Raw genomic sequence first — 18,030 nt, 5'->3', positions numbered from 1 at the left:
AGAAGGCTAGTCACGCGCGAGCCGAGGAGACACCCCTGCCCGGCACCGCGACCGGCCCGCACCACTCCAGCCCCGCCGGCGTTTGAGGCGCGGGGTCTGGGGCGGAGCCCCAGCACCACCCCGCCCGGCAGGGCGGAGCCCCGGGCCCGGGGGCCGCCCCCGGACTGCTACCCGCCGCGGGAGCGGGCCCGCCCCGCCCGGTCAGTCGGTGCCTACCGGGGGGCCCGGGCGGCCTCGGCGGAGGGTGGCGCAAGCCAGGGTCACCGCCGCGCCGACGGCCGCCCAGGCGGCCAGGACCAGCATCGGGCCGCCGGCGCCGTTCCCGTCGAAGTACGTGATGGAGCGGGCGGCATACGTACCGGCGCCCGGCGGCAGGGCCGGGCCGATCGTGCTCCAGAACGGCGGCAGCAGCGGGTAGGGATAGGCGCCGCCGGCGCTCGGGTTGCCGAGTACGACGACCAGCAGGATCGCCAGGCCGATGCCGACCACGCCCGCCAGCCCCTGGAAGGCGAGGGTGATCGCGCCGACCGTGAAGACGACCAGCGTGCCCAGCCCCCACAGGCCCATGATGCTGCCGGGCAGCGCGTCCAGGACCGGGCCGGCGATGACCGCGCCGAGCAGCCCGGCGGCGAGGGAGTACACGAGGAGCGCGCCGAGCCGGATGACGGCGCGGGCGGTGTTCGCGGGCCGCGCACCGGCGCTGATCGCGAGGATCGCGGCGCACAGGTAGCCGCCCACGCACCAGCCGATGACGAGGTAGAAGGAGCTCAGGCCGCGGCTGTCGCCCTTGGCGGCCGGGGCCACGTCGGTGACCTGCACGGTGCGTCCCTGGGCCCGTTCGGCGAGGCCCACGACCTCTTCCAGCGCCTGGGACAGCGAGGCTCCGGCGCCGGAGGCGACCAGCAGCCGGTCGGTCCGGCCGGCCGGGTCGATGACCAGGGCGCCGTCGACGTCCCGGTTCTCGACCTGGGCGCGCGCCGCGGCCCCGTCCTTGACCACCCGGGGGTCGAGCGGGTCTCCGGGCAGCGCGCCGAGCTGCTGCGCGGCCCGTTCGGCCGCCGGCGCGGCGGGCGCGGCCACGGCGATCGGGATCCCGCTGGGCTTCGGGTGGTGGAAGGCCCCGATGTACGAGGTGACGAAGGCGAGCTGGAGGACGAGGACCCCCAGGACGAGCAGTGCCGCCCGGGTGGTCACGGCGTCCTTGAACTCGGCGAGGAAGCCGTGGGGCGGGTCGGTGTCGCCGGTCGCGTCTGGGGGCGGGGTCATGTCTCACACGCTGGGCGTGCGGGGGGTGGCCCGCAGCAGGGGCGGGCCGAACGGATGACCCCTCGTGATCGAACAAGTGTTTCGCACGGATATTCGAATTGCTCTATGGTGGAGAGCGGGGGTGGTGTTCTACGAGCGAAGCAGGAGGCCGCGGGTGCCTGGTTTTACGCATCTGCACACCGTTTCGGGGTTCTCCATGCGCTACGGAGGATCGCACCCGGAACGGCTGGCGGAGCGTGCCGCCGAGCGGGGCATGGACGCCCTCGCCCTGACCGACCGCGACACCCTGGCGGGTGCGGTCCGCTTCGCGAAGGCGGCGGCGCAGGCGGGCATCCGGCCGCTGTTCGGCGTGGACATGGCGGTGTCGCCCGCCGGGCCCCCCGCGACGGGCTCGGCCGGGCCGGGGGGCTCGACCGCGTCCGCCGCGGGCGGCGGTCCGGGCGAGGCCTCGTACCGGCGGCGCACCCCCGTCAAGGGCGGGGCCTTCCTGGACGAGTCCGCCGCCCGGGCCGTGTTCCTGGCCCGGGACGGGGCCGCCGGCTGGGCCGAGCTGTGCCGGATGGTCACCGCCGCCCACGCGACGGCCGCCGAGGTCCCGCTCGTGCCCTGGGACGCCCTGCGCGGGGAAGGCGTCTTCGTCCTCCTCGGTCCCGGCTCCGAGGTGGGGCGGGCGCTCGCCGCGGGCCGCCCCGACCGGGCCGCCCGGCTGCTCGCGCCCTGGCGGGAGATCTACGGCGACTCCCTGCGCCTGGAGGCCGTCCACCACGGCCGCACCGGCACCGGCCCCGGCTCGCTGCGGCTGGCCGCCCGTACCGTCGGCTTCGCCGCCGAGCAGGGCGTCCCGGCCGTGCTCACGAACGCCGTCCGCTACGCCGACCCCGGCCAGGGCCCGGTCGCCGACATCCTCGACGCCGCCCGCCGGCTGGTCCCCATCGATGGCCGGGGCCCCCTCGACACCGGCGAGCGCTGGCTCAAGGCCCCTGCGGCCATGGCCGAGGCCGCCGACCTGATCGCCCGGGCGGCCGGGCTCGGCCCTGCCGACGCCCGGCGCCTGCTCGCGCACACCCGGCACACCGCCGAGGCCTGCTGTGTGGATCCCGAGGACGACCTCGGCATCGGCTCCGTGCACTTCCCCGAGGCCCGGCTCGTCGGCGCCGCCCACCGCAGCGCCCAGCGGGTCCTCGCCTCCCGGGCCTCCGCCGGCATGGTGCTGCGCGGCTACGCGGGCGACCCCGCCTACTGGGAGCGGATGCACCACGAGCTCGACATCATCGCCCACCACGGCTTCGCCTCGTACTTCCTGACGGTCGCCCAGGTGGTGGACGACGTACGGGACATGGGCATCCGGGTGGCGGCACGCGGCTCCGGCGCCGGCTCCCTCGTCAACCACCTGCTCGGGATCGCGCACGCCGACCCCGTCGAGCACGGCCTGCTGATGGAGCGCTTCCTGTCCAAGCGCCGGCGCGTCCTGCCCGACATCGACATCGACGTGGAGTCCGCCCGCCGGCTGGAGGTCTACCGGCGGATCATCGACCGGTTCGGCGCCGAGCGCGTCGCCACCGTCTCCATGCCCGAGACCTACCGGGTCCGCCACGCCATCCGGGACGTCGGCGCCGCCCTGTCCATGGACCCGGCCGTCACCGACCGGCTCGCCAAGGCCTTCCCGCACATCCGGGCCCGCGACGCCCGCGCCGCCCTGCAGGAGCTCCCCGAACTGCGCGACGTGCGCGGGGAGTCGTACGGGAGGCTGTGGGAGCTCGTCGAGTCGCTGGACGCGCTGCCGCGCGGGATCGCCATGCACCCGTGCGGGGTACTGCTCTCCGACGCCTCGCTGCTCGCCCGTACGCCCGTGGTCCCGACCAGCGGCGAGGGCTTGCCCATGTCCCAGTTCGACAAGGACGACGTGGAGGAGCTCGGTCTGCTCAAGCTGGACGTGCTGGGTGTGCGGATGCAGTCCGCGATGGCGCACGCGGTCGCGGAGATCCGGCGCGGCACGGGGGAGGATCTCGACCTGGACGACCCGGCGCAGGTGCCGCCGGGCGACCGGGCCACGTACGAGCTGATCCGTTCGGCCGAGACGCTGGGCTGCTTCCAGATCGAATCGCCCGGCCAGCGGGACCTGGTGGGACGGCTCCAGCCGGCCACCTTCCACGACCTGGTCGTCGACATCTCCCTCTTCCGGCCGGGGCCGGTGGCCGCCGACATGGTGCGGCCCTTCATCGAGGCCCGGCACGGGCGGGCGCCGGTGCGCTTCCCGCACCCGGACCTGGCCGACGCGCTGCGCGAGACGTACGGGGTGGTGGTCTTCCACGAGCAGATCATCGAGATCGTGGACGTCATGACCGGCTGCGGGCGGGACGAGGCGGACCGCGTGCGGCGCGGGCTGTCCGATCCGCCGTCGCAGGCGCGGATCAAGGTCTGGTTCGCGGCGAAGGCGGCCGAACGCGGCTATCCGGTGGAGGTGATCGCCCGTACCTGGGAGATCGTGGAGGCCTTCGGGTCGTACGGCTTCTGCAAGGCGCACGCGGTGGCCTTCGCCGTGCCCACCTACCAGTCGGCGTGGCTGAAGGCGCACCACCCGGCGGCCTTCTACGCCGGGCTGCTGACCCACGATCCGGGGATGTACCCGAAGCGGCTGCTGCTGGCGGACGCGCGGCGGCGGGGCGTGCCGGTGCTGCCGCTGGACGTGAACCGGTCGGCGGTCGCCCACCGTATCGAACTGGTGTCCGAAGCCGGGGTGTGGGGGCTGCGTCTGGGACTCACCGACGTCCACGGCATCAGCGGGGCCGAAGCGGCCCGGATCGAGTCCGGGCAGCCCTACGCCTCCCTGCGCGACTTCTGGGACCGGGCCCATCCGGGACGCCCGGTCGCCGAAAGGCTCGCCCAGGTCGGGGCCCTGGACTCCTTCGGCGCCAACCGGCGCGACCTGCTGCTGCACTTGACGGAACTGCACGGCGCGCAGCGCGCGGCAGGCGGGCGCGGCGCCCAACTCCCCCTGGAGGGAGGGCGGTCCACGGCGTCCGTCGGGCTGCCTGACCTGAGCGACGCGGAACGGCTCAGCGCCGAGCTGGGCGTCCTCGGCATGGACACCTCGCGGCACCTGATGGGCGACCACCACGTCTTCCTGGCCGAGCTGGGAGTGATCCCTGCGCGCCGACTGCGGGAGGCCGAGCACGGGCGGACCGTCCTGGTCGCGGGGGCCAAGGCGGCCACCCAGACCCCGCCGATCCGCTCCGGGAAGCGGGTCATCTTCACGACGCTGGACGACGGTACGGGCCTGGTCGACCTGGCCTTCTTCGACGACAGCCACGAGCGGTGCGCGCACACCGTCTTCCACTCCTTCCTGCTGCTGGTACGAGGTGTCGTGCAGCGCAGGGGCCCGCAGAGCCTGAGCGTGGTCGGGGCGGCCGCGTGGAACCTGGCCGAGCTGGTGGAACTGCGGGCGACGGGCGGCCTGGACGCGGTCGCGGCCCGCCTCGCCGAACCGGTCGGTGGACCGGCCGGCGGGCAGGGCGGCGAACAGGGCGGCGAACAGGACGGCATACCGGTCGCCGCGGGGGACGGCGGGAGCGACGGGGAGCCGGCGGCGAAGGGCGCCGGGCGCACGATCCGCATGTCCACGGGGTACGAGATGAACCCGTGGGCCGACCTCCAGCCGCCCGGCACCGGCCCCGCGACCGGCCGCAAGCTGTGGCACTCCAGCCCGGGGAGTGCGGGATGAGCGCCACCGGGAAGGCCGTGATGTGCCTGCGGCTGCACCCCGCCGGCGGAGGGCCGCTCGGGGCGCGGGAGTACGCCGGGGTGCTCGCGCTGCTCGGCGGGATCACCCCTGCCGTGCAGGCCCTGCCGCCGGACGCCGCCCTCGCCGATGTCCGGGGCGCGCTGCGCTACTTCGGCTGCGACGCCCGCCGGCTGGCCGCCGTGATCCGGGTCCGGGCCCTCGCCCTCCACGGCGTGGACGCGGCCGTCGGCGTGGCCGGCAACCCCATGCTGGCCCGGGCCGCGGCCCGCGAGGCCAGGCCCGGGGGAACCCTGGTGCTCCCCGAAGACCCCGCCGCCGTCAGGGACTTCATGGCGGACAAACCCGTCACCGCACTCGACGGGGTCGGGCCCAAGGCCGCCCGCACCCTGTGCTCCTACGGACTCGATTCCGTCGGCCGGGTCGCCGCCGCCCCGCCCGCCGCCCTGCGTCGGATCCTCGGAGCCCGGCTCGGCCGCGAGGTGCACGAGCGCGCCCTCGGGATCGACCGGACCCCCGTCCGGCCGGGCGCGGCCGCCCGCACCGTCGCCGCCGAGCGGCTCTTCGACCGGGACGAGCTGGATCCCGCACGGCACCGGCGGGCGCTGCTCTCGCTGACGGAGGAGCTCGGAGCGAAGCTTCGTACACAACAGGACGGGCAGGTGTGCCGGGTCCTCTCACTCACCGTCCGCTGCGCCGACCGCACCGCGCTCACCCGGACCCGCACCCTGGCCGAACCCACCGCGCACTCGGCGGCCCTGACCGCCACGGCCTACGCCCTGTACGAGGGCCTCGGCCTGCAACGGGCCCGGGTCCGCGCGCTGTCCCTGCGGGCCGAGGAGCTGATCCCGGCCGAACGGGCCGTACGGCAGCTCAGTTTCGACCCCGAGGACGAGAAGGCGCGCCGGCTGGAAGCGGTCACGGACCGGGTCCGTACGCGCTTCGGTCCGCACGTCATCGCCCGCGGCACGCTGGCCGCCTGACGGCCGATCGGCGACACGCCAGTTTTTACCGACGCGTAACTTCCCTGTGTTGCTACTCACGCGTAATTTAGCGGCAGCAGCGCCCCCTTGTGATCCGGATCACGGGACGAACCCCCACGCACATCCCCTTGAGTCGACCGCAAGGAGATCACACGATGCTGCCCTGGAGACGCCTGCTCCGCCCGCTGGCCGTCCTCACCCTCACCGCCGCCGCACTCGTCGCCCCCACCGGCGCAGCGCAGGCCGCATCCGCCCCCAGCCGCGGCTGGAACGACTGGTCCTGCAAGCCGTCCGCCGCCCATCCGCGCCCCGTCGTCCTCGTCCACGGCACCTTCGGCAACTCCTGGGACAACTGGCTGGGCTTCGCCCCGTACCTCGTGCACCGCGGGTACTGCGTCTACTCGCTCGACTACGGCCAGCTGCCCGGCGTGCCCTTCTTCAACGGGCTCGGTCCCATCGACAAGTCCGCCGAACAGCTCGACGTCTTCGTCGACAAGGTGCTGGCCGCCACCGGCGCCTCCAAGACCGACATCGTCGGGCACTCGCAGGGCGGCATGATGCCGCGCTACTACCTGAAGTTCCTCGGCGGCGCGGCGAAGGTGAACGCGCTGGTCGGGCTCGCCCCCGACAACCACGGCACGACCCTGCTCGGCTTCACCAAGCTCCTCCCGTACTTCCCCGGGGCCGAGGATCTGATCAGCACCGCGACCCCCGGCCTCGCCGACCAGATCGCCGGCTCCGCCTTCCTGCAGAAGCTCAACGCGGGCGGGGACACCGTGCCCGGGGTGAAGTACACGGTGATCGCCACCAAGTACGACGAGGTGGTGACGCCGTACCGGAGCGGCTTCCTGGAGGGGCCGAACGTCCGCAACGTCGTGCTCCAGGACCTGTGCTTCCTGGACTTCTCGGAACACGTCGCCATCGGGCTCACCGACCGGATCGCCTGGCACGAGGCGGTCAACGCCCTCGATCCGGCCCATGCCGAACGGACCACCTGCGCCTCGGTCTTCGACTGACTCGGGGCGCGGGCGGTCCGCCCGGTGTGAAGGTCCTACCGGTCAGCGGCCGTGCCGGCCCGCCGTCGTCGCACGGCGGCGGGCCATCGTGAACACCACGGCCGTGCCGACGGCCAGTGCGCCGGCCCCGGCGATGGCGATGGACGGGGTGGCGCTGTTGCCGCCGGTCTCCGCCAGGTTGCCGCCGGCCGGGGTGCCCGAGTCCGCCGAGTCCGCCGAGTCCGCGGAGGACGGCGAGGACGGGGACGGGAGCGGGGCGCCGGCCGCGCCGTTCGTCTTCGGGTCGTTGTCGCCGTGGCCGTTGTGCTCCACGGAGGACTTGCCGGCGCCGTCGGCGATCTGCTGGTCGGTCGGGGCGGAGGGCTTGTCGGCCGGCTTGTTGGACGGCTTGGACCCGTTGCCGTTGCCGTTCCCGGCGCTGGGCTTGGTGCTCGGCGAGGCCCCCGTACCGGCGTTGCCGCCGTTCCCGCCGCCGTTGTCCTTGCCGAAGACCACGTCCGAGCAGGTGTAGAAGGCCTCGGGGCTGTCGGAGCGCTGCCAGATGCTGTAGATCAGGTGCCGGCCGGACTTGCCGGGGACGGTTCCGGAGAAGACGTAGTCGCCGTTCTGCATGCCCGGGTCGGTGGCCTTCGCGAACGGCGCGGGCTCCAGGTCGGACCACTTCAGCGGCTTCGCCGGGTCGTAGCCGTCCTTCGTGATGTACAGCTCGAAGGAGCCCCTGTGCGGGGCCGTGCCCTTGTAGCGGAAGGTGTGCGGGCCGGCGGACATGGGGCTGGCCGGCCAGTCGACGCGGGCCAGGTCCAGCCCCCGGTACTTGTCGTTGCCGGCCGAGCACAGTCGGCCGTTCGGGATCAGCGTCCGGTGGTTGCCGGCCGCGTTGGCGATGTTGACGGCGTTCCAGTCGTAGAGCGCCTGCGTCCCGCTCGCGGCGACCGCGGCCTTGCACGCCGCCGACTTCGGCGACTCCGGTCCCTCCGCGTAGCACGCCGCGACCCGGCTGACCGGGTCGGTCATCGAGCCGTGGGCGGCCGCGGGAACGGCGGCGTACGCGGCCAGCGCGAGCGGGGCGAGACCGGCGGCGGCGATACGGATCGGCGTCACGGTACGGCGGCGTGCGGACATGAGTGGATCTCCTTCGGGCAAAGGCAGGGGCGCGTCGGCGGAACGGGGCTCGGCGGCGCCGCCCCCGGGCGGCGCCACGACCGGCCCTTCCTGTCCTGGCCCTGCCAAGCTAGCCCCCGGACCACGCCTTTTCGCCGCGCAGGCCCCACAGGAGAGGATCCTTAGGGTCCGCTTAAGGAAGGCAAAAGAGCGGGATCAGGAAGAGGCCGCCTGCCCGCGGGAAACCGCCGTGCCGGGCGCCGTGACCCGGTGAACCTCCGCGGTCACAGCGCTAGGTCCTGTCTGGAGTTCCAGCGTGGGAGAAGGAGCGGCGTCTGGTGCCGTCGAATCCAAGGCGGAGGTGCCGGACGCCGCAACGCCGCGGGGGAACTCCAGACAGGACCTAGCGCAGGAGCGCGGCCAGGCCGGGCTCGGAGCGGGCCTGGTCGTCCAGGGCGTCCAGGGCGCGGACGGCCTGGGCCGCCGCCTCCGGGTCGCTCGCCGCCAGGCCGCTCTCGGCGAACTCGTCCTCGTCCAGCCGCAGTACGGACGTCCCGTCCGCCGACACCCACAGGTCGAGGTCCAGGTCCTCCACGAGGATCTCCCCGCTCCGGACCAGGGCCGGACGCGTCACGTCGCAGTACCAGCCCTTCAGGACGCCGTCGCCCGTCCGGACCTCCTTGACCGCGTACCAGCGGGTCCGCCAGAAGTGCTCGACGAACACGTCGCCCGGCTCGAAGCGGACGAAGCCGAAGTCCCGTACGCCTTCGGCCGCCCAAGGGGCCCGTACGGAGATGCGGTCGCCGTCGTCGGCGACCTGCGTCGCCGGATAGCGGATCTTGGTCCGGCCGGCCTTGGTCAGGACGACGGTCAGTTGTCCGGCCACTGGGTCCCCAGCTTCCTCGTGTAGCGCGTCTCGGTCGCGCAGATCTCGTACCCGAACCACCGGTTGATGGCGAGCATCGGTTCGTTGCCGCTGTCGTTGCCGGTGAACGCCTCCGTGTACCCGGCCGCGCGGGCCCGGTGCAGGGAGGCGTTCTTGGCGAGCTTGGCCAGGCCGCGGCCCCGCAAGAGCCGCAGCGTGCCGGTCATCGCCGAGCTGTAGCGGGTGGCGCCGTCGGTCCGGGCGGCGCTGAAGGCCACCGCCTTCCCGTCGACCAGGGCGACGGTCGTCAGCTCCTTGTCGAGGGAGGGGTTGTGCCAGGTGTGGGTCAGCCAGTCCTCGTAGTCGTCGAGTTCGGCCCCCACGTCACCGGGTTCGTCGGCGGTCGTCTCCGCGTCGATCGCGAAGAGCGGGCGCGGGTCCGCGGCGAAGGCGGTCGCGGGCCGCAGCTCCACCCCGGCCGGGAGGGCGTCCGGGAGCGCGGGCAGCGCGGCCGCCGTCAGGTCCAGGCGCAGGAAGTGCGCCGAGCGGCCGGGCCGGTAGCCGTGCCGGTCGGCGAAGGCACGGTGCGCAGGCTCGTCCAGGACCCAGGCGTACGCGTCCACCGCGCCCCGGGCGGCCAGGTGCTCCTCGCCCGCGCGCAGCAGGAGCCGGCCGGCGCCGATGCCGCGGCGGGCGGGGTCGACGTACGCGTTGACGTATCCCTGGCCCGGCCGCGGGCTGTCGTGGGCGATGCCGACCTCGGCGGTGCCGACGACCTCGCCGCCCGAGGTCTCGGCGACGAGCAGGCGGTGGTGCCGGTCGGGGTGGGAGCGGGAGAGCTCGAAGGCCACGTCCTCGGCACTGGTGATCAGGAACGGCAGGGCGGCGCGGCGTACCCGTACCACCGACTCCACGTCCCGGGGGTCGCCCGGACGCAGATCGCGGATGAGAACGGTCATGCGGCAGACGCTATGCGCGCCCGCGTGCCCGGCGCCTCCCAATTAACCGCCGATGGTGGACAATCACCCCCGTGAGCTCGACGAACCTGAAGATCACCATCGACGGCTCGGCCGGGTCGGCCGCCCCGTACGAACAGCTGCGCGCGCAGATCGCCTCCCAAGCCCGGTCAGGGAAGCTGCCGGTCGGCTTCAAGCTGCCGACGGTGCGGGGGCTGGCGGAGGAGCTGGGGCTGGCCGCCAACACCGTCGCGAAGGCCTACCGGGCGCTGGAGGCCGACGGCGTGATCGAGACGCGGGGCCGCAACGGGACCTTCGTCGCGGCGGCGGGGGACAGCGCCGCGCGCGAGGCCGCGTCGGCCGCGCAGGCGTTCGCGGAGCGGGTGCACCGGCTGGGCCTGACGGAGGCGGAGGCGGTCACCGCCGCCACCGCCGCCCTCCGGGCCCGGTACGCCGCCAGGTAACCCCGCCCGACCGCCGGAGCCTCCGCCCCCGGACCCCGAGCCTCGGTCGCCGGCGGGGCTGGATTGCGCCCGGCCCCCTCGGCCTGAGTCCGTCCGCCACCGGAGGCTAGTGCGGCGCCAGGCAACGTTTGCCTGTCAGGAGCGGCGTCCGGTGCGGCGAGAGTGCGTGCCGGGCGTCGCGACGGGGCGAACGCTGCCTGACGCGGCACTAGAGGTACAGCCCCGCCTCCGAGTGGGCCTGCGGCGGCAGGACCGCCGCCGGGCCCGTGCCGCGGCGTAGGGCGAAGAGTTCCGCCAGGGTGGCGCCGTCGCGGGAGACGCCCTCCTCGGTGCCCAGCCAGTCCACCGCCTCCTGGTGGGTCAGCCGGCCGACCTCGATGCGGGCCAGGCAGCGCCCGGGGCGGACCACCGCGGGGTGGAGCCGTTCCAGGTCCTCGTTGGTCGTCACGCCGACCAGGACGTTGCGGCCCTGCCCCAGCAGACCGTCCGTCAGGTTCAGCAGCCGGGACAGCGCCTGCCCGGCCGTGTGCCGGGCCTCGCCGCGGATCAGTTCGTCGCAGTCCTCCAGCAGCAGGAGCCGCCAGCGGCCCTTCGCCGTGCCCTCGTCCTCGCCGATCGCGATGTCCATCAGGTAGCCGACGTCGTTGAACAACCGCTCCGGGTCCAGGACGCAGTCCACCTGGCACCAGTCCCGCCACGACCGGGCCAGGGTGCGCAGGGCCGAGGTCTTGCCCGTGCCCGGCGGGCCGTGCAGCAGGAGCAGTCGGCCCGCGATGTCGTCCGGGGTCACCTTCATCAGCCGGTCCATCGCCGTGGCGACCGGCGCGGTGTAGTTGGGCCGCACCTCCGCCCAGGTCCCGGCGGCGATCTGGCGGGTCGTCCGGTACGGGCCGCGGCGCGGGGAGACGTACCAGAAGCCCATCGTGACGTTCTCCGGCTGCGGTTCCGGTTCGTCCTGCACGCCCTCGGTGGCCTGGCCGAGCACGCCGGCGGCGAGTTCGTCGCTGACCGCCGTCACGGTGACGTCCGCGCCGCGGCTCCACCGGGAGACCAGCATGGTCCAGCCCTGGCCCTCGGCGAGGGTGGCGCTGCGGTCGCTGTCGCGCGCCGAGCGCAACACCGTGGCCTCCGGCGGCAGAAAGGTCGCCTCCGCCTTGACCCGCTCGATCGACACGCTGTGCGAGTAGGGCTGCTCGCCCGAGGCGAACCGGCCGAGGAACAGCGCGTCGACGACGTCCGACGGCGAATCGCTGTCGTCGACGTTGAGCCGGATCGGCAGCGCGTCATGCGGGTTGGCTGGCATGGCGCCCATGATCCGGCACGAGGTGCCCTCGTGCACCCGTGTTTCGCCGGATCGGATGCCGAGTCCCCCCTTCAAACGCAGGGGGAGTGAAGATTCGGGCCGCAACTCCACCCCGAACATTCTTGGCGGGGACACTTCCGGCAACCCCCGGCTGCTTGTACCAACAACTCAGGAGTAACCCCCACAAGGAGCCGCACACATGAGCATGAGAATGTCGCGCTTCGCTGCCCTGACCTCCTCCCTCTTACTCGCCGCGGGCGCCGCCCTGTCCGGCGCCGGCCAGGCGGCCGCCGCCCAGGCCGACTTCGGCTACGTCGCCCTCGGCGACTCGTACTCCTCCGGGCTCGGCGCCGGAAACTACGACGGCGCCAGCGGTAACTGCAAGCGCACCACCCGCGCCTACCCCGCCCTCTGGGCCGCGGCCCACTCACCCCAGACCTTCGCCTTCACCGCCTGCTCAGGCGCCCGTACGGACGATGTGCTCTCGGGCCAGCTCGGCCCCCTCAACTCCGGGACCGACCTGGTCAGCATCACCATCGGCGGCAACGACGCCGGATTCTCCGACGTCATGACGACCTGTGTGCTCCAGTCCGAATCCACCTGCGTCAACCGCGTGAACCAGGCCAAGGCCTACGTTGACTCCACCCTCCCCGGGCGGCTCGACCAGGTCTACGACGCCATCGACAGCCGGGCACCCGCCGCCCGCGTCGTCGTCCTCGGCTATCCCCGTTTCTACAAGCTGAACGGCACCTGCACCACCGGCCTGACCGAGGGCGAGCGCACGGCCATCAACGGCGCGGCCGACCACCTCAACGCCGCCATCGCCAAACGCGCCGCGGACCACGGCTTCACCTTCGCCTCGGTCGCCGGCGCCTTCACGGGCCACGAGATCTGCTCCGGCAGCCCGTGGCTGCACAGCGTCAACTGGCTGAACATCGCCGAGTCCTACCACCCGACCGCGTCCGGACAGTCCGGCGGCTACCTGCCCGTCCTCACCAACACGGCCTGATCCGGCCCGCCGTCCTCCAAGCTCGCCGCCGGACTGGCCGTCGGCGACTCCGGAGACGGACTCGCGCCGGGGGAGGAGGAGGCCCCGCCCGTCGGGGTCGCCTCCTCGCACGTCACGGAGGTCGCCACCCACTCGGTGGCGACCTCCGCCGGTCCCCGCACCTCCAGCCGCACCGCGTCCTCGAAGACCGTGCCGGGCTCGTGCGTCAGCTCGGTGTGCTCCAGCCGCCGGCTCTTCGGCCCGGCCGCCTCGTAGGTGACGGACTGCCAGCCGGGCCCGGAGGTCCGCCCGGTCCGCGTGGCCCAGCGGTACTCCAGCGCCACCGGGACGCTCTCCACCTCGACCGTCGCGGTGAAGAAGGGTGCGCTCCCGGCGGGCGGCGGACAGCTCCCGGTGTACGCGGTGCGCACCGCGTCGACGTACACCGAGACGTGTCCGCCCGCGCTGGGCGAGGCCGGGGCCGAGGGCGACGCGGCCGCGGAGGTCGGTGCGCCGGACGCGGGAGCCGTGGTGGCGGCCGGGGCGGTGGCCGCCGGGCCCGTCGGGGCGCCCCCGCTCCCGCCCCGGCCGCCCTTGTCCCCGAGGCCTCCCAGCAGTACCCAGCCCAGCGCTGCCAGGGCGATCAGCAGCAGGGCGATCCCGACGGCGAGCACCGGCCCGGCCGCGCCCCGGCCCTCCCCGGGCCCGGCCGCGGGTACCGGTCCGCCCGCCGGCGCCGGCCCGCCTACGGGGGCCGGCGCCGTCTGCGGCCCGTACGGCCCCGCTCCGCCCCGCGGTTCGTGCCCGTGGCGGGCCGTCGGCATCGGCGCGTCCGGTCCCGACACCGGCCCGCCGGACGCCCGTACGGCTCCGCCCGCGCCCACCACCCGCAGCATCCGGGCCGCCTCCGCCGCGTCCAGCCGCTGCGCGGGGTCCTTGCGCAGCAGCCCCTCCAGTACGGGCGCCAGCGGGCCGGCCCGGCGCGCCGGGGGCGGCTCCTCGTCCACCACGGCCCGCAGCGTGTCCAGCGCGGTGGCCCGCCGGAACGGAGTGACCCCCTCGACGCAGGCGTAGAGCATGACCCCGAGCGACCACAGGTCCGCCCCGGGGCCCGGGTCGCGCCCCAACGCCCTTTCGGGCGCCAGGTATTCGGGGGAGCCGACCACCTCGCCCGTCATGGTGATGGCCGAGGAGCCCTCCAGGCTCGCGATCCCGAAGTCGCTGAGCACCACCCGGCCGTCGTTGGCGATCAGCACGTTGGCCGGCTTCACGTCCCGGTGCAGCACCCCCGAGTCGTGCGCCGACCGCAGCGCGGCCAGGACCTGCTCGCCGACGTGCGCGGCGCGCTGCGGGGTCATCGGCCCCTCCGCCTCCAGCACGTCCGCCAGTGAGAGCCCGCGCACCAGCTCCATCACGATCCAGGGCCGGCCGTCCTCGGACGCCACGTCGTAGACCGTGACCACCCCGCGGTGCGAGACCCTGGCCGCGGCCCACGCCTCCCGCTCCAGCCGCCGGTACATGCGCTGGAGTTCGACGTCGTCCAGCCCGGCCGGTGCGCATACCTCCTTGACGGCGACGTCGCGGGCCAGCACCTCGTCCCGGGCCCGCCAGACCACGCCCATCCCGCCGCGGCCGATCTGCTCCAGCAGCCGGTAGCGGCCCGAGACGACACGATCGGAGTTGGTTTCCTCACTCACGCGAGCCCCCCGAATGCTTCTGTGCGCCCATGTGTCATCGATCGGTCACTCCAAGTTAGCGCAGTGTGCGTCACGCGACCCCTGTCGTGACGAGACTCGCGTCGAGCTCTTCCGGAGCGTGATTTTCACGCCCGTTCCTGTGCGGAGAGTAATGGGCGACTCCACTGAGTAATCGTCAACTCCCCGTCGCCGCAGGGGTAATTCACACCACCGGGATACCCGCGCGCGACGCGGGGACGATAGGGTTAACCTGCCCGGGCCGGGTGCCCTCGTACGGGTGGGGAGAGATCATGGAACAGATAGCAATGCGCAGCAGGCCGCCCCGCGTGCCTGCCATCACCTGCGGCAGCAGTGCGACCAGCTCGCGCCTCGACCGCCACCTCGCCGTGCTGGGCGGACCCGCCGTCCCGCACCGGGAGGCCGCGGAGGCGACGCTGCTGATGCGCGAGCTCACCTCCCGCGACCACACACACCGTCTGCGGAGCCGGAGTGCGCGCGTCTCGCTCTTCGCGCCGCTGCGCCGTCTGCGTCGCACGCTCTTCGGCAGCCGCCGCTCGTAACAGACCCCGCACCCGCGGCCGTTCGCCTCACCCGGCTTCCGGCCACCCGGCCCTACGCGACCACACCGTCCCGGCGCAGTTCCGAGATCCGTGCGCCCGCCATCCCCAGGGCGCGCAAGAGATCGTCGGTGTGTTCACCCAGCGCGGGCACCGCACCCATGTGCGGTGCCGCGCCGCCCGGCAGCCCGATCGGCGGCAGCAGGGCCCGCAGCGGACCCACCGGCGATCCCACCTCCCGCCACCGGTCCCGGGCCGCGAGCTGCGGATGCCCGGCCAGTTGGGCCACCGAGTTCAGCCGTGCGCAGGCGATGCCCGCGGCCTCCAGGCGCCCGATCGCCTCGTCCGCGTCCAGCCGGCCCAGCGCCTCCGTTACTACCGCGTCGGTCCCCTCCCGGTTCCCGGTGCGCGCGGTGTTCGTCGCGTACGCCGGATCCTCGGCCAACTCGGGCCGCTCCAGCACCTGTTGTGCCAGCCGTCGCCATTCGCGGTCGTTCTGCACCGACAGCAGCACCCGGTCCCCGTCCGCCGTCGCGTAGGCGTCGTACGGGGCGATCACCGCGTGCGCCAGGCCGGTGCGCACGGGCTGCTCCCCGCCGTGCATCGTGTGGTGCAGCGGATGCCCCATCCACTCGGCGAGCGCGTCCAGCATGGACACCTCCACCCTGCCCCCGCGCCCGGTCACCTCGCGGCGCAGCAGCGCGGCCAGCACCCCCGAGAAGGCGTACATGGCCGCCGCGATGTCGGCTGCCGGGATCCCCGCCTTCACGGGCTGCTCCGGGGTGCCGGTCACCGACACCAGCCCCGCCTCGCACTGCACGAGCATGTCGTAGGCGCGCTTGTGGGCGTACGGGCCCTCCGCGCCGTAGCCCGACACGTCCACGGCGACCAGCCGCGGATAGCGGGCGCACAGCGCGGCCGAGTCCAGCCCGAGGCGGGCGGCGGCCCCCTGCGCGAGGTTCTGCACGAAGACGTCCGCGCCCGCCAGCAGGCCGTGCAGCACCTCACGGCCGCGCGGGTCCTTCAGGTCGAGCGCGATCGACTCCTTGCCCCGGTTGGCCCACACGAAATGCGAGGCGAGACCGTGCGCGGCGGTGTCGTAGCCGCGGGCGAAGTCACCGCCGTCGGGACGCTCGACCTTGATCACCCTGGCGCCGAGGTCGGCGAGCTGGCGGGTGGCGAAGGGGGCCGAGACGGCCTGCTCGACAGCGACGACGGTGATGCCGTCCAGGGGCAGCGGTTCGGTGGTCATGAGGCCCTGCCTACCGGGTCGGAGGGGGGTCTGTCACCACTCGGCGGACGATATGCGCCGTTGATCGCCTATGGGGCCCGCGTCAGGCGCCGCCGCGCCCGAACCTCCGCGTGGCCGGCGGCACGAACACCGCGAGGAGCACCAGCGACCACAGCAGCGCACCGGCCACCGGATGCGCGACGGGCCAGGCGGCGCCCGAGGCGGCCTGCGCCCCGGCGTTCCCGCACAGTTCGCGCACGGCCGTGGCGACGGCGCTGATCGGGTTCCACTCGGCGACCGTGCGCAGCCATCCGGGCAGGCCCGCCGTCGGCAGGTACGCGCTGGACAGCATCGGCAGGACGAAGGTCGCGCCGCCCAACTGGCCGGCCGCCTCCTCGCTGCGGCTCAGCAGGCCCAGGTACGTGCCCACCCAGGCGGCGGCGAAGCGGAACAGCAGCAGCACGCCCAGGGCCCCCAGCGCACCGGGCAGGCCGTTCTCGATCCGCCAGCCCATCGCCGCTCCCACCAGCATCAGCGGCACCATCGACACGCCGGTGGTGAGCAGGTCGGCCGCGGTCTGCCCGAGCGGGACGGCGGTCCGGCTCATCGGCAGGGTGCGGAATCGGTCCGTCACCCCGCGGTGGGCGTCCTGTGCGGCCGTGAACATGCCGGCCATCAGGCCGTTCGCGGCCGTGGCGGCGAGCAGCCCCGGTACCAGGAACTCCCGGTACTCGGCGGCGGGCATGGCGAGCGCGCTGCCGAAGACGTAGCCGAAGAAGAGCAGCATCGTGACCGGCATGGTCTGGGTGAGGATCAGCAGCGCCGGTGCGTGGCGGGCCTTCTGGAGCTGGCGGGTGAGGACGGCGGCGCCGTCGTACAGCAGGGTGCTCATGCGGCGGACTCCTGTTCCGGGCGGTCGGTCCGGGCCCGCGTGACGCGGAGGAACACCTCGTCGAGGGTGGGCGGGCGCAGGCGCGCGTCGGTGACCGGGACGCCGGCGGTGTCGAGTTCGCGGATGATCCGCGGCAGGGTGATCGCGCCGTCGAGGACGGTCACGCCGACCGTCAGCCGTTCCTCGTCGAGCACCGGCCGGCCGCTGGTGAGCCGGTCGAGTACGGCGGCGGCGCCCGCGAGTTCCTCCCGTGCGGCGACGGCGACCTCGGCGCGGGACCCGATCAGGGCCTTGAGGCGGGCCGGGGTGCCGCCGGCGAGGACCCGGCCCTCGGAGACGACCACGACGTCGTCGGCCAGCCGGTCCGCCTCCTCCAGGTACTGGGTGGTGAGCAGCACCGTGGTGCCCTCTTGGGAGAGCGCGCGCACCGCGGCCCAGATGTGCTCCCGGGCGGCCGGGTCCAGGCCGGTGGTGGGTTCGTCGAGGAAGAGCACCCGGGGGCGGGTGACGAGCCCGGCGGCCAGGTCCAGGCGCCGCCGCATGCCGCCGGACCAGGTGGAGGCCACCCGGTCGGCGGCCTCGCCGAGCCCGAAGCGCTCCAGCAGCCCGTCGGCGCGGGATCGGGCCTGGGAGCCGCGCAGTCCGGCGAGCCGCGCGAACAGCCGGAGGTTCTCGCGGCCTGTCAGGTCCCCGTCCACGGAGGCGTACTGGCCGGTCACGCCGATGGCGCGGCGGACCGCCGCCGGGTCGCGGGTGACGTCGTGGCCGGCGACGAGCGCGCGGCCGCCGGTGGGCGGGGTGAGGGTGGTCAGGATCCGGACGGCCGTGGTCTTGCCCGCGCCGTTGGGGCCGAGGAGGCCGCACACCGAGCCCTCGGGAACGGCGAGGTCGAGCCCGCGCAGCGCGTGGACCTGCCCGTAGCTCTTCTCCAGCCCCTCACTAAGTACAGCGTACGTAGTTGTCATGCGCGTC

Annotated in this window: 15 protein-coding genes; 6 read left to right on the top strand and 9 right to left on the bottom strand. The window is 74.2% G+C overall.

Annotated elements, in window-relative coordinates:
- Positions 1-201: 201 nt before the first annotated feature.
- Entirely contained in the window at positions 202-1,266 is a 1,065-nt protein-coding gene (locus ACFWFZ_RS29605) for a DUF3533 domain-containing protein (protein ID WP_387126170.1), read from the bottom strand.
- A 196-nt stretch (positions 1,267-1,462) separates the two neighbouring features.
- Here ACFWFZ_RS29605 and ACFWFZ_RS29600 point away from each other — a divergent pair, with 196 nt between their 5' ends.
- The 3 genes from ACFWFZ_RS29600 (at position 1,463) to ACFWFZ_RS29590 (ending at position 7,004) form a co-directional block, all read left to right on the top strand.
- Positions 1,463-4,987, top strand: a complete 3,525-nt coding sequence (locus ACFWFZ_RS29600; protein WP_387126168.1) for a DNA polymerase III subunit alpha — start codon at positions 1,463-1,465, stop codon at positions 4,985-4,987.
- Positions 4,984-5,988 (top strand): hypothetical protein, encoded by a 1,005-nt coding sequence (locus ACFWFZ_RS29595; RefSeq protein ID WP_387126166.1) that lies wholly within the window; start codon positions 4,984-4,986, stop codon positions 5,986-5,988. Before ACFWFZ_RS29600 ends, ACFWFZ_RS29595 begins: the two co-directional genes overlap by 4 nt.
- Before the next feature lie 155 nt (positions 5,989-6,143).
- Complete coding sequence (locus ACFWFZ_RS29590; RefSeq protein WP_387126164.1) at positions 6,144-7,004, top strand: esterase/lipase family protein; 861 nt, start codon at positions 6,144-6,146, stop codon at positions 7,002-7,004.
- 42 nt (positions 7,005-7,046) lie between these two features.
- On the opposite strand, the gene ACFWFZ_RS29585 is transcribed toward ACFWFZ_RS29590, so the two are convergent.
- The 3 genes from ACFWFZ_RS29585 to ACFWFZ_RS29575 form a co-directional block, all read right to left on the bottom strand.
- Positions 7,047-8,126 (bottom strand): lytic polysaccharide monooxygenase, encoded by a 1,080-nt coding sequence (locus ACFWFZ_RS29585; RefSeq protein ID WP_387126163.1) that lies wholly within the window; start codon positions 8,124-8,126, stop codon positions 7,047-7,049.
- Between the two features lie 382 nt (positions 8,127-8,508).
- A complete protein-coding gene (locus ACFWFZ_RS29580) occupies positions 8,509-8,991 on the bottom strand; it encodes a DUF402 domain-containing protein (RefSeq protein ID WP_387126161.1) in 483 nt (160 codons plus the stop codon).
- On the bottom strand, positions 8,976-9,929 hold the full coding sequence (locus ACFWFZ_RS29575; RefSeq protein ID WP_387126159.1) for a GNAT family N-acetyltransferase: 954 nt from the start codon (positions 9,927-9,929) through the stop codon (positions 8,976-8,978). The genes ACFWFZ_RS29580 and ACFWFZ_RS29575 overlap by 16 nt, the downstream gene beginning before the upstream one ends.
- A gap of 71 nt (positions 9,930-10,000) precedes the next feature.
- On the opposite strand from ACFWFZ_RS29575, the gene ACFWFZ_RS29570 reads away from it, so the two are divergent.
- Positions 10,001-10,390, top strand: a complete 390-nt coding sequence (locus tag ACFWFZ_RS29570; RefSeq protein ID WP_387126157.1) for a GntR family transcriptional regulator — start codon at positions 10,001-10,003, stop codon at positions 10,388-10,390.
- Between the two features lie 208 nt (positions 10,391-10,598).
- On the opposite strand, the gene ACFWFZ_RS29565 is transcribed toward ACFWFZ_RS29570, so the two are convergent.
- Positions 10,599-11,693, bottom strand: a complete 1,095-nt coding sequence (locus tag ACFWFZ_RS29565; RefSeq protein WP_387126155.1) for a DUF5925 domain-containing protein — start codon at positions 11,691-11,693, stop codon at positions 10,599-10,601.
- A 205-nt stretch (positions 11,694-11,898) separates the two neighbouring features.
- Between ACFWFZ_RS29565 and ACFWFZ_RS29560 the strand changes: the two genes are divergently transcribed.
- Positions 11,899-12,702 carry an SGNH/GDSL hydrolase family protein gene (locus tag ACFWFZ_RS29560; RefSeq protein WP_387126178.1) on the top strand — a complete coding sequence of 268 codons (804 nt, stop codon included), beginning with the start codon at positions 11,899-11,901 and terminating at the stop codon, positions 12,700-12,702.
- On the opposite strand, the gene ACFWFZ_RS29555 is transcribed toward ACFWFZ_RS29560, so the two are convergent.
- Positions 12,672-14,378 (bottom strand): protein kinase, encoded by a 1,707-nt coding sequence (locus ACFWFZ_RS29555; RefSeq protein WP_387126153.1) that lies wholly within the window; start codon positions 14,376-14,378, stop codon positions 12,672-12,674. The two genes, ACFWFZ_RS29560 and ACFWFZ_RS29555, sit on opposite strands and share 31 nt — an antisense overlap.
- A 290-nt stretch (positions 14,379-14,668) precedes the next feature.
- On the opposite strand from ACFWFZ_RS29555, the gene ACFWFZ_RS29550 reads away from it, so the two are divergent.
- Complete coding sequence (locus ACFWFZ_RS29550) at positions 14,669-14,938, top strand: hypothetical protein (RefSeq protein WP_172671376.1); 270 nt, start codon at positions 14,669-14,671, stop codon at positions 14,936-14,938.
- A gap of 52 nt (positions 14,939-14,990) precedes the next feature.
- On the opposite strand, the gene ACFWFZ_RS29545 is transcribed toward ACFWFZ_RS29550, so the two are convergent.
- The 3 genes from ACFWFZ_RS29545 to ACFWFZ_RS29535 form a co-directional block, all read right to left on the bottom strand.
- On the bottom strand, positions 14,991-16,187 hold the full coding sequence (locus tag ACFWFZ_RS29545) for a CaiB/BaiF CoA transferase family protein (RefSeq protein ID WP_387126151.1): 1,197 nt from the start codon (positions 16,185-16,187) through the stop codon (positions 14,991-14,993).
- Between the two features lie 82 nt (positions 16,188-16,269).
- Positions 16,270-17,058, bottom strand: coding sequence for an ABC transporter permease (locus ACFWFZ_RS29540; protein WP_387126149.1), 789 nt, complete (start codon positions 17,056-17,058; stop codon positions 16,270-16,272).
- Positions 17,055-18,023, bottom strand: coding sequence for an ATP-binding cassette domain-containing protein (locus ACFWFZ_RS29535; RefSeq protein ID WP_387126147.1), 969 nt, complete (start codon positions 18,021-18,023; stop codon positions 17,055-17,057). The genes ACFWFZ_RS29540 and ACFWFZ_RS29535 overlap by 4 nt, the downstream gene beginning before the upstream one ends.
- Positions 18,024-18,030 lie beyond the last annotated feature (7 nt).

Origin of the sequence: Streptomyces sp. NPDC060232, assembly GCF_042726555.1 — a bacterium.
GTDB lineage: Bacteria > Actinomycetota > Actinomycetes > Streptomycetales > Streptomycetaceae > Streptomyces.
Note: the sequence above shows the minus strand (reverse complement) of the source record. Positions and strands in the feature narration are given on the sequence as shown.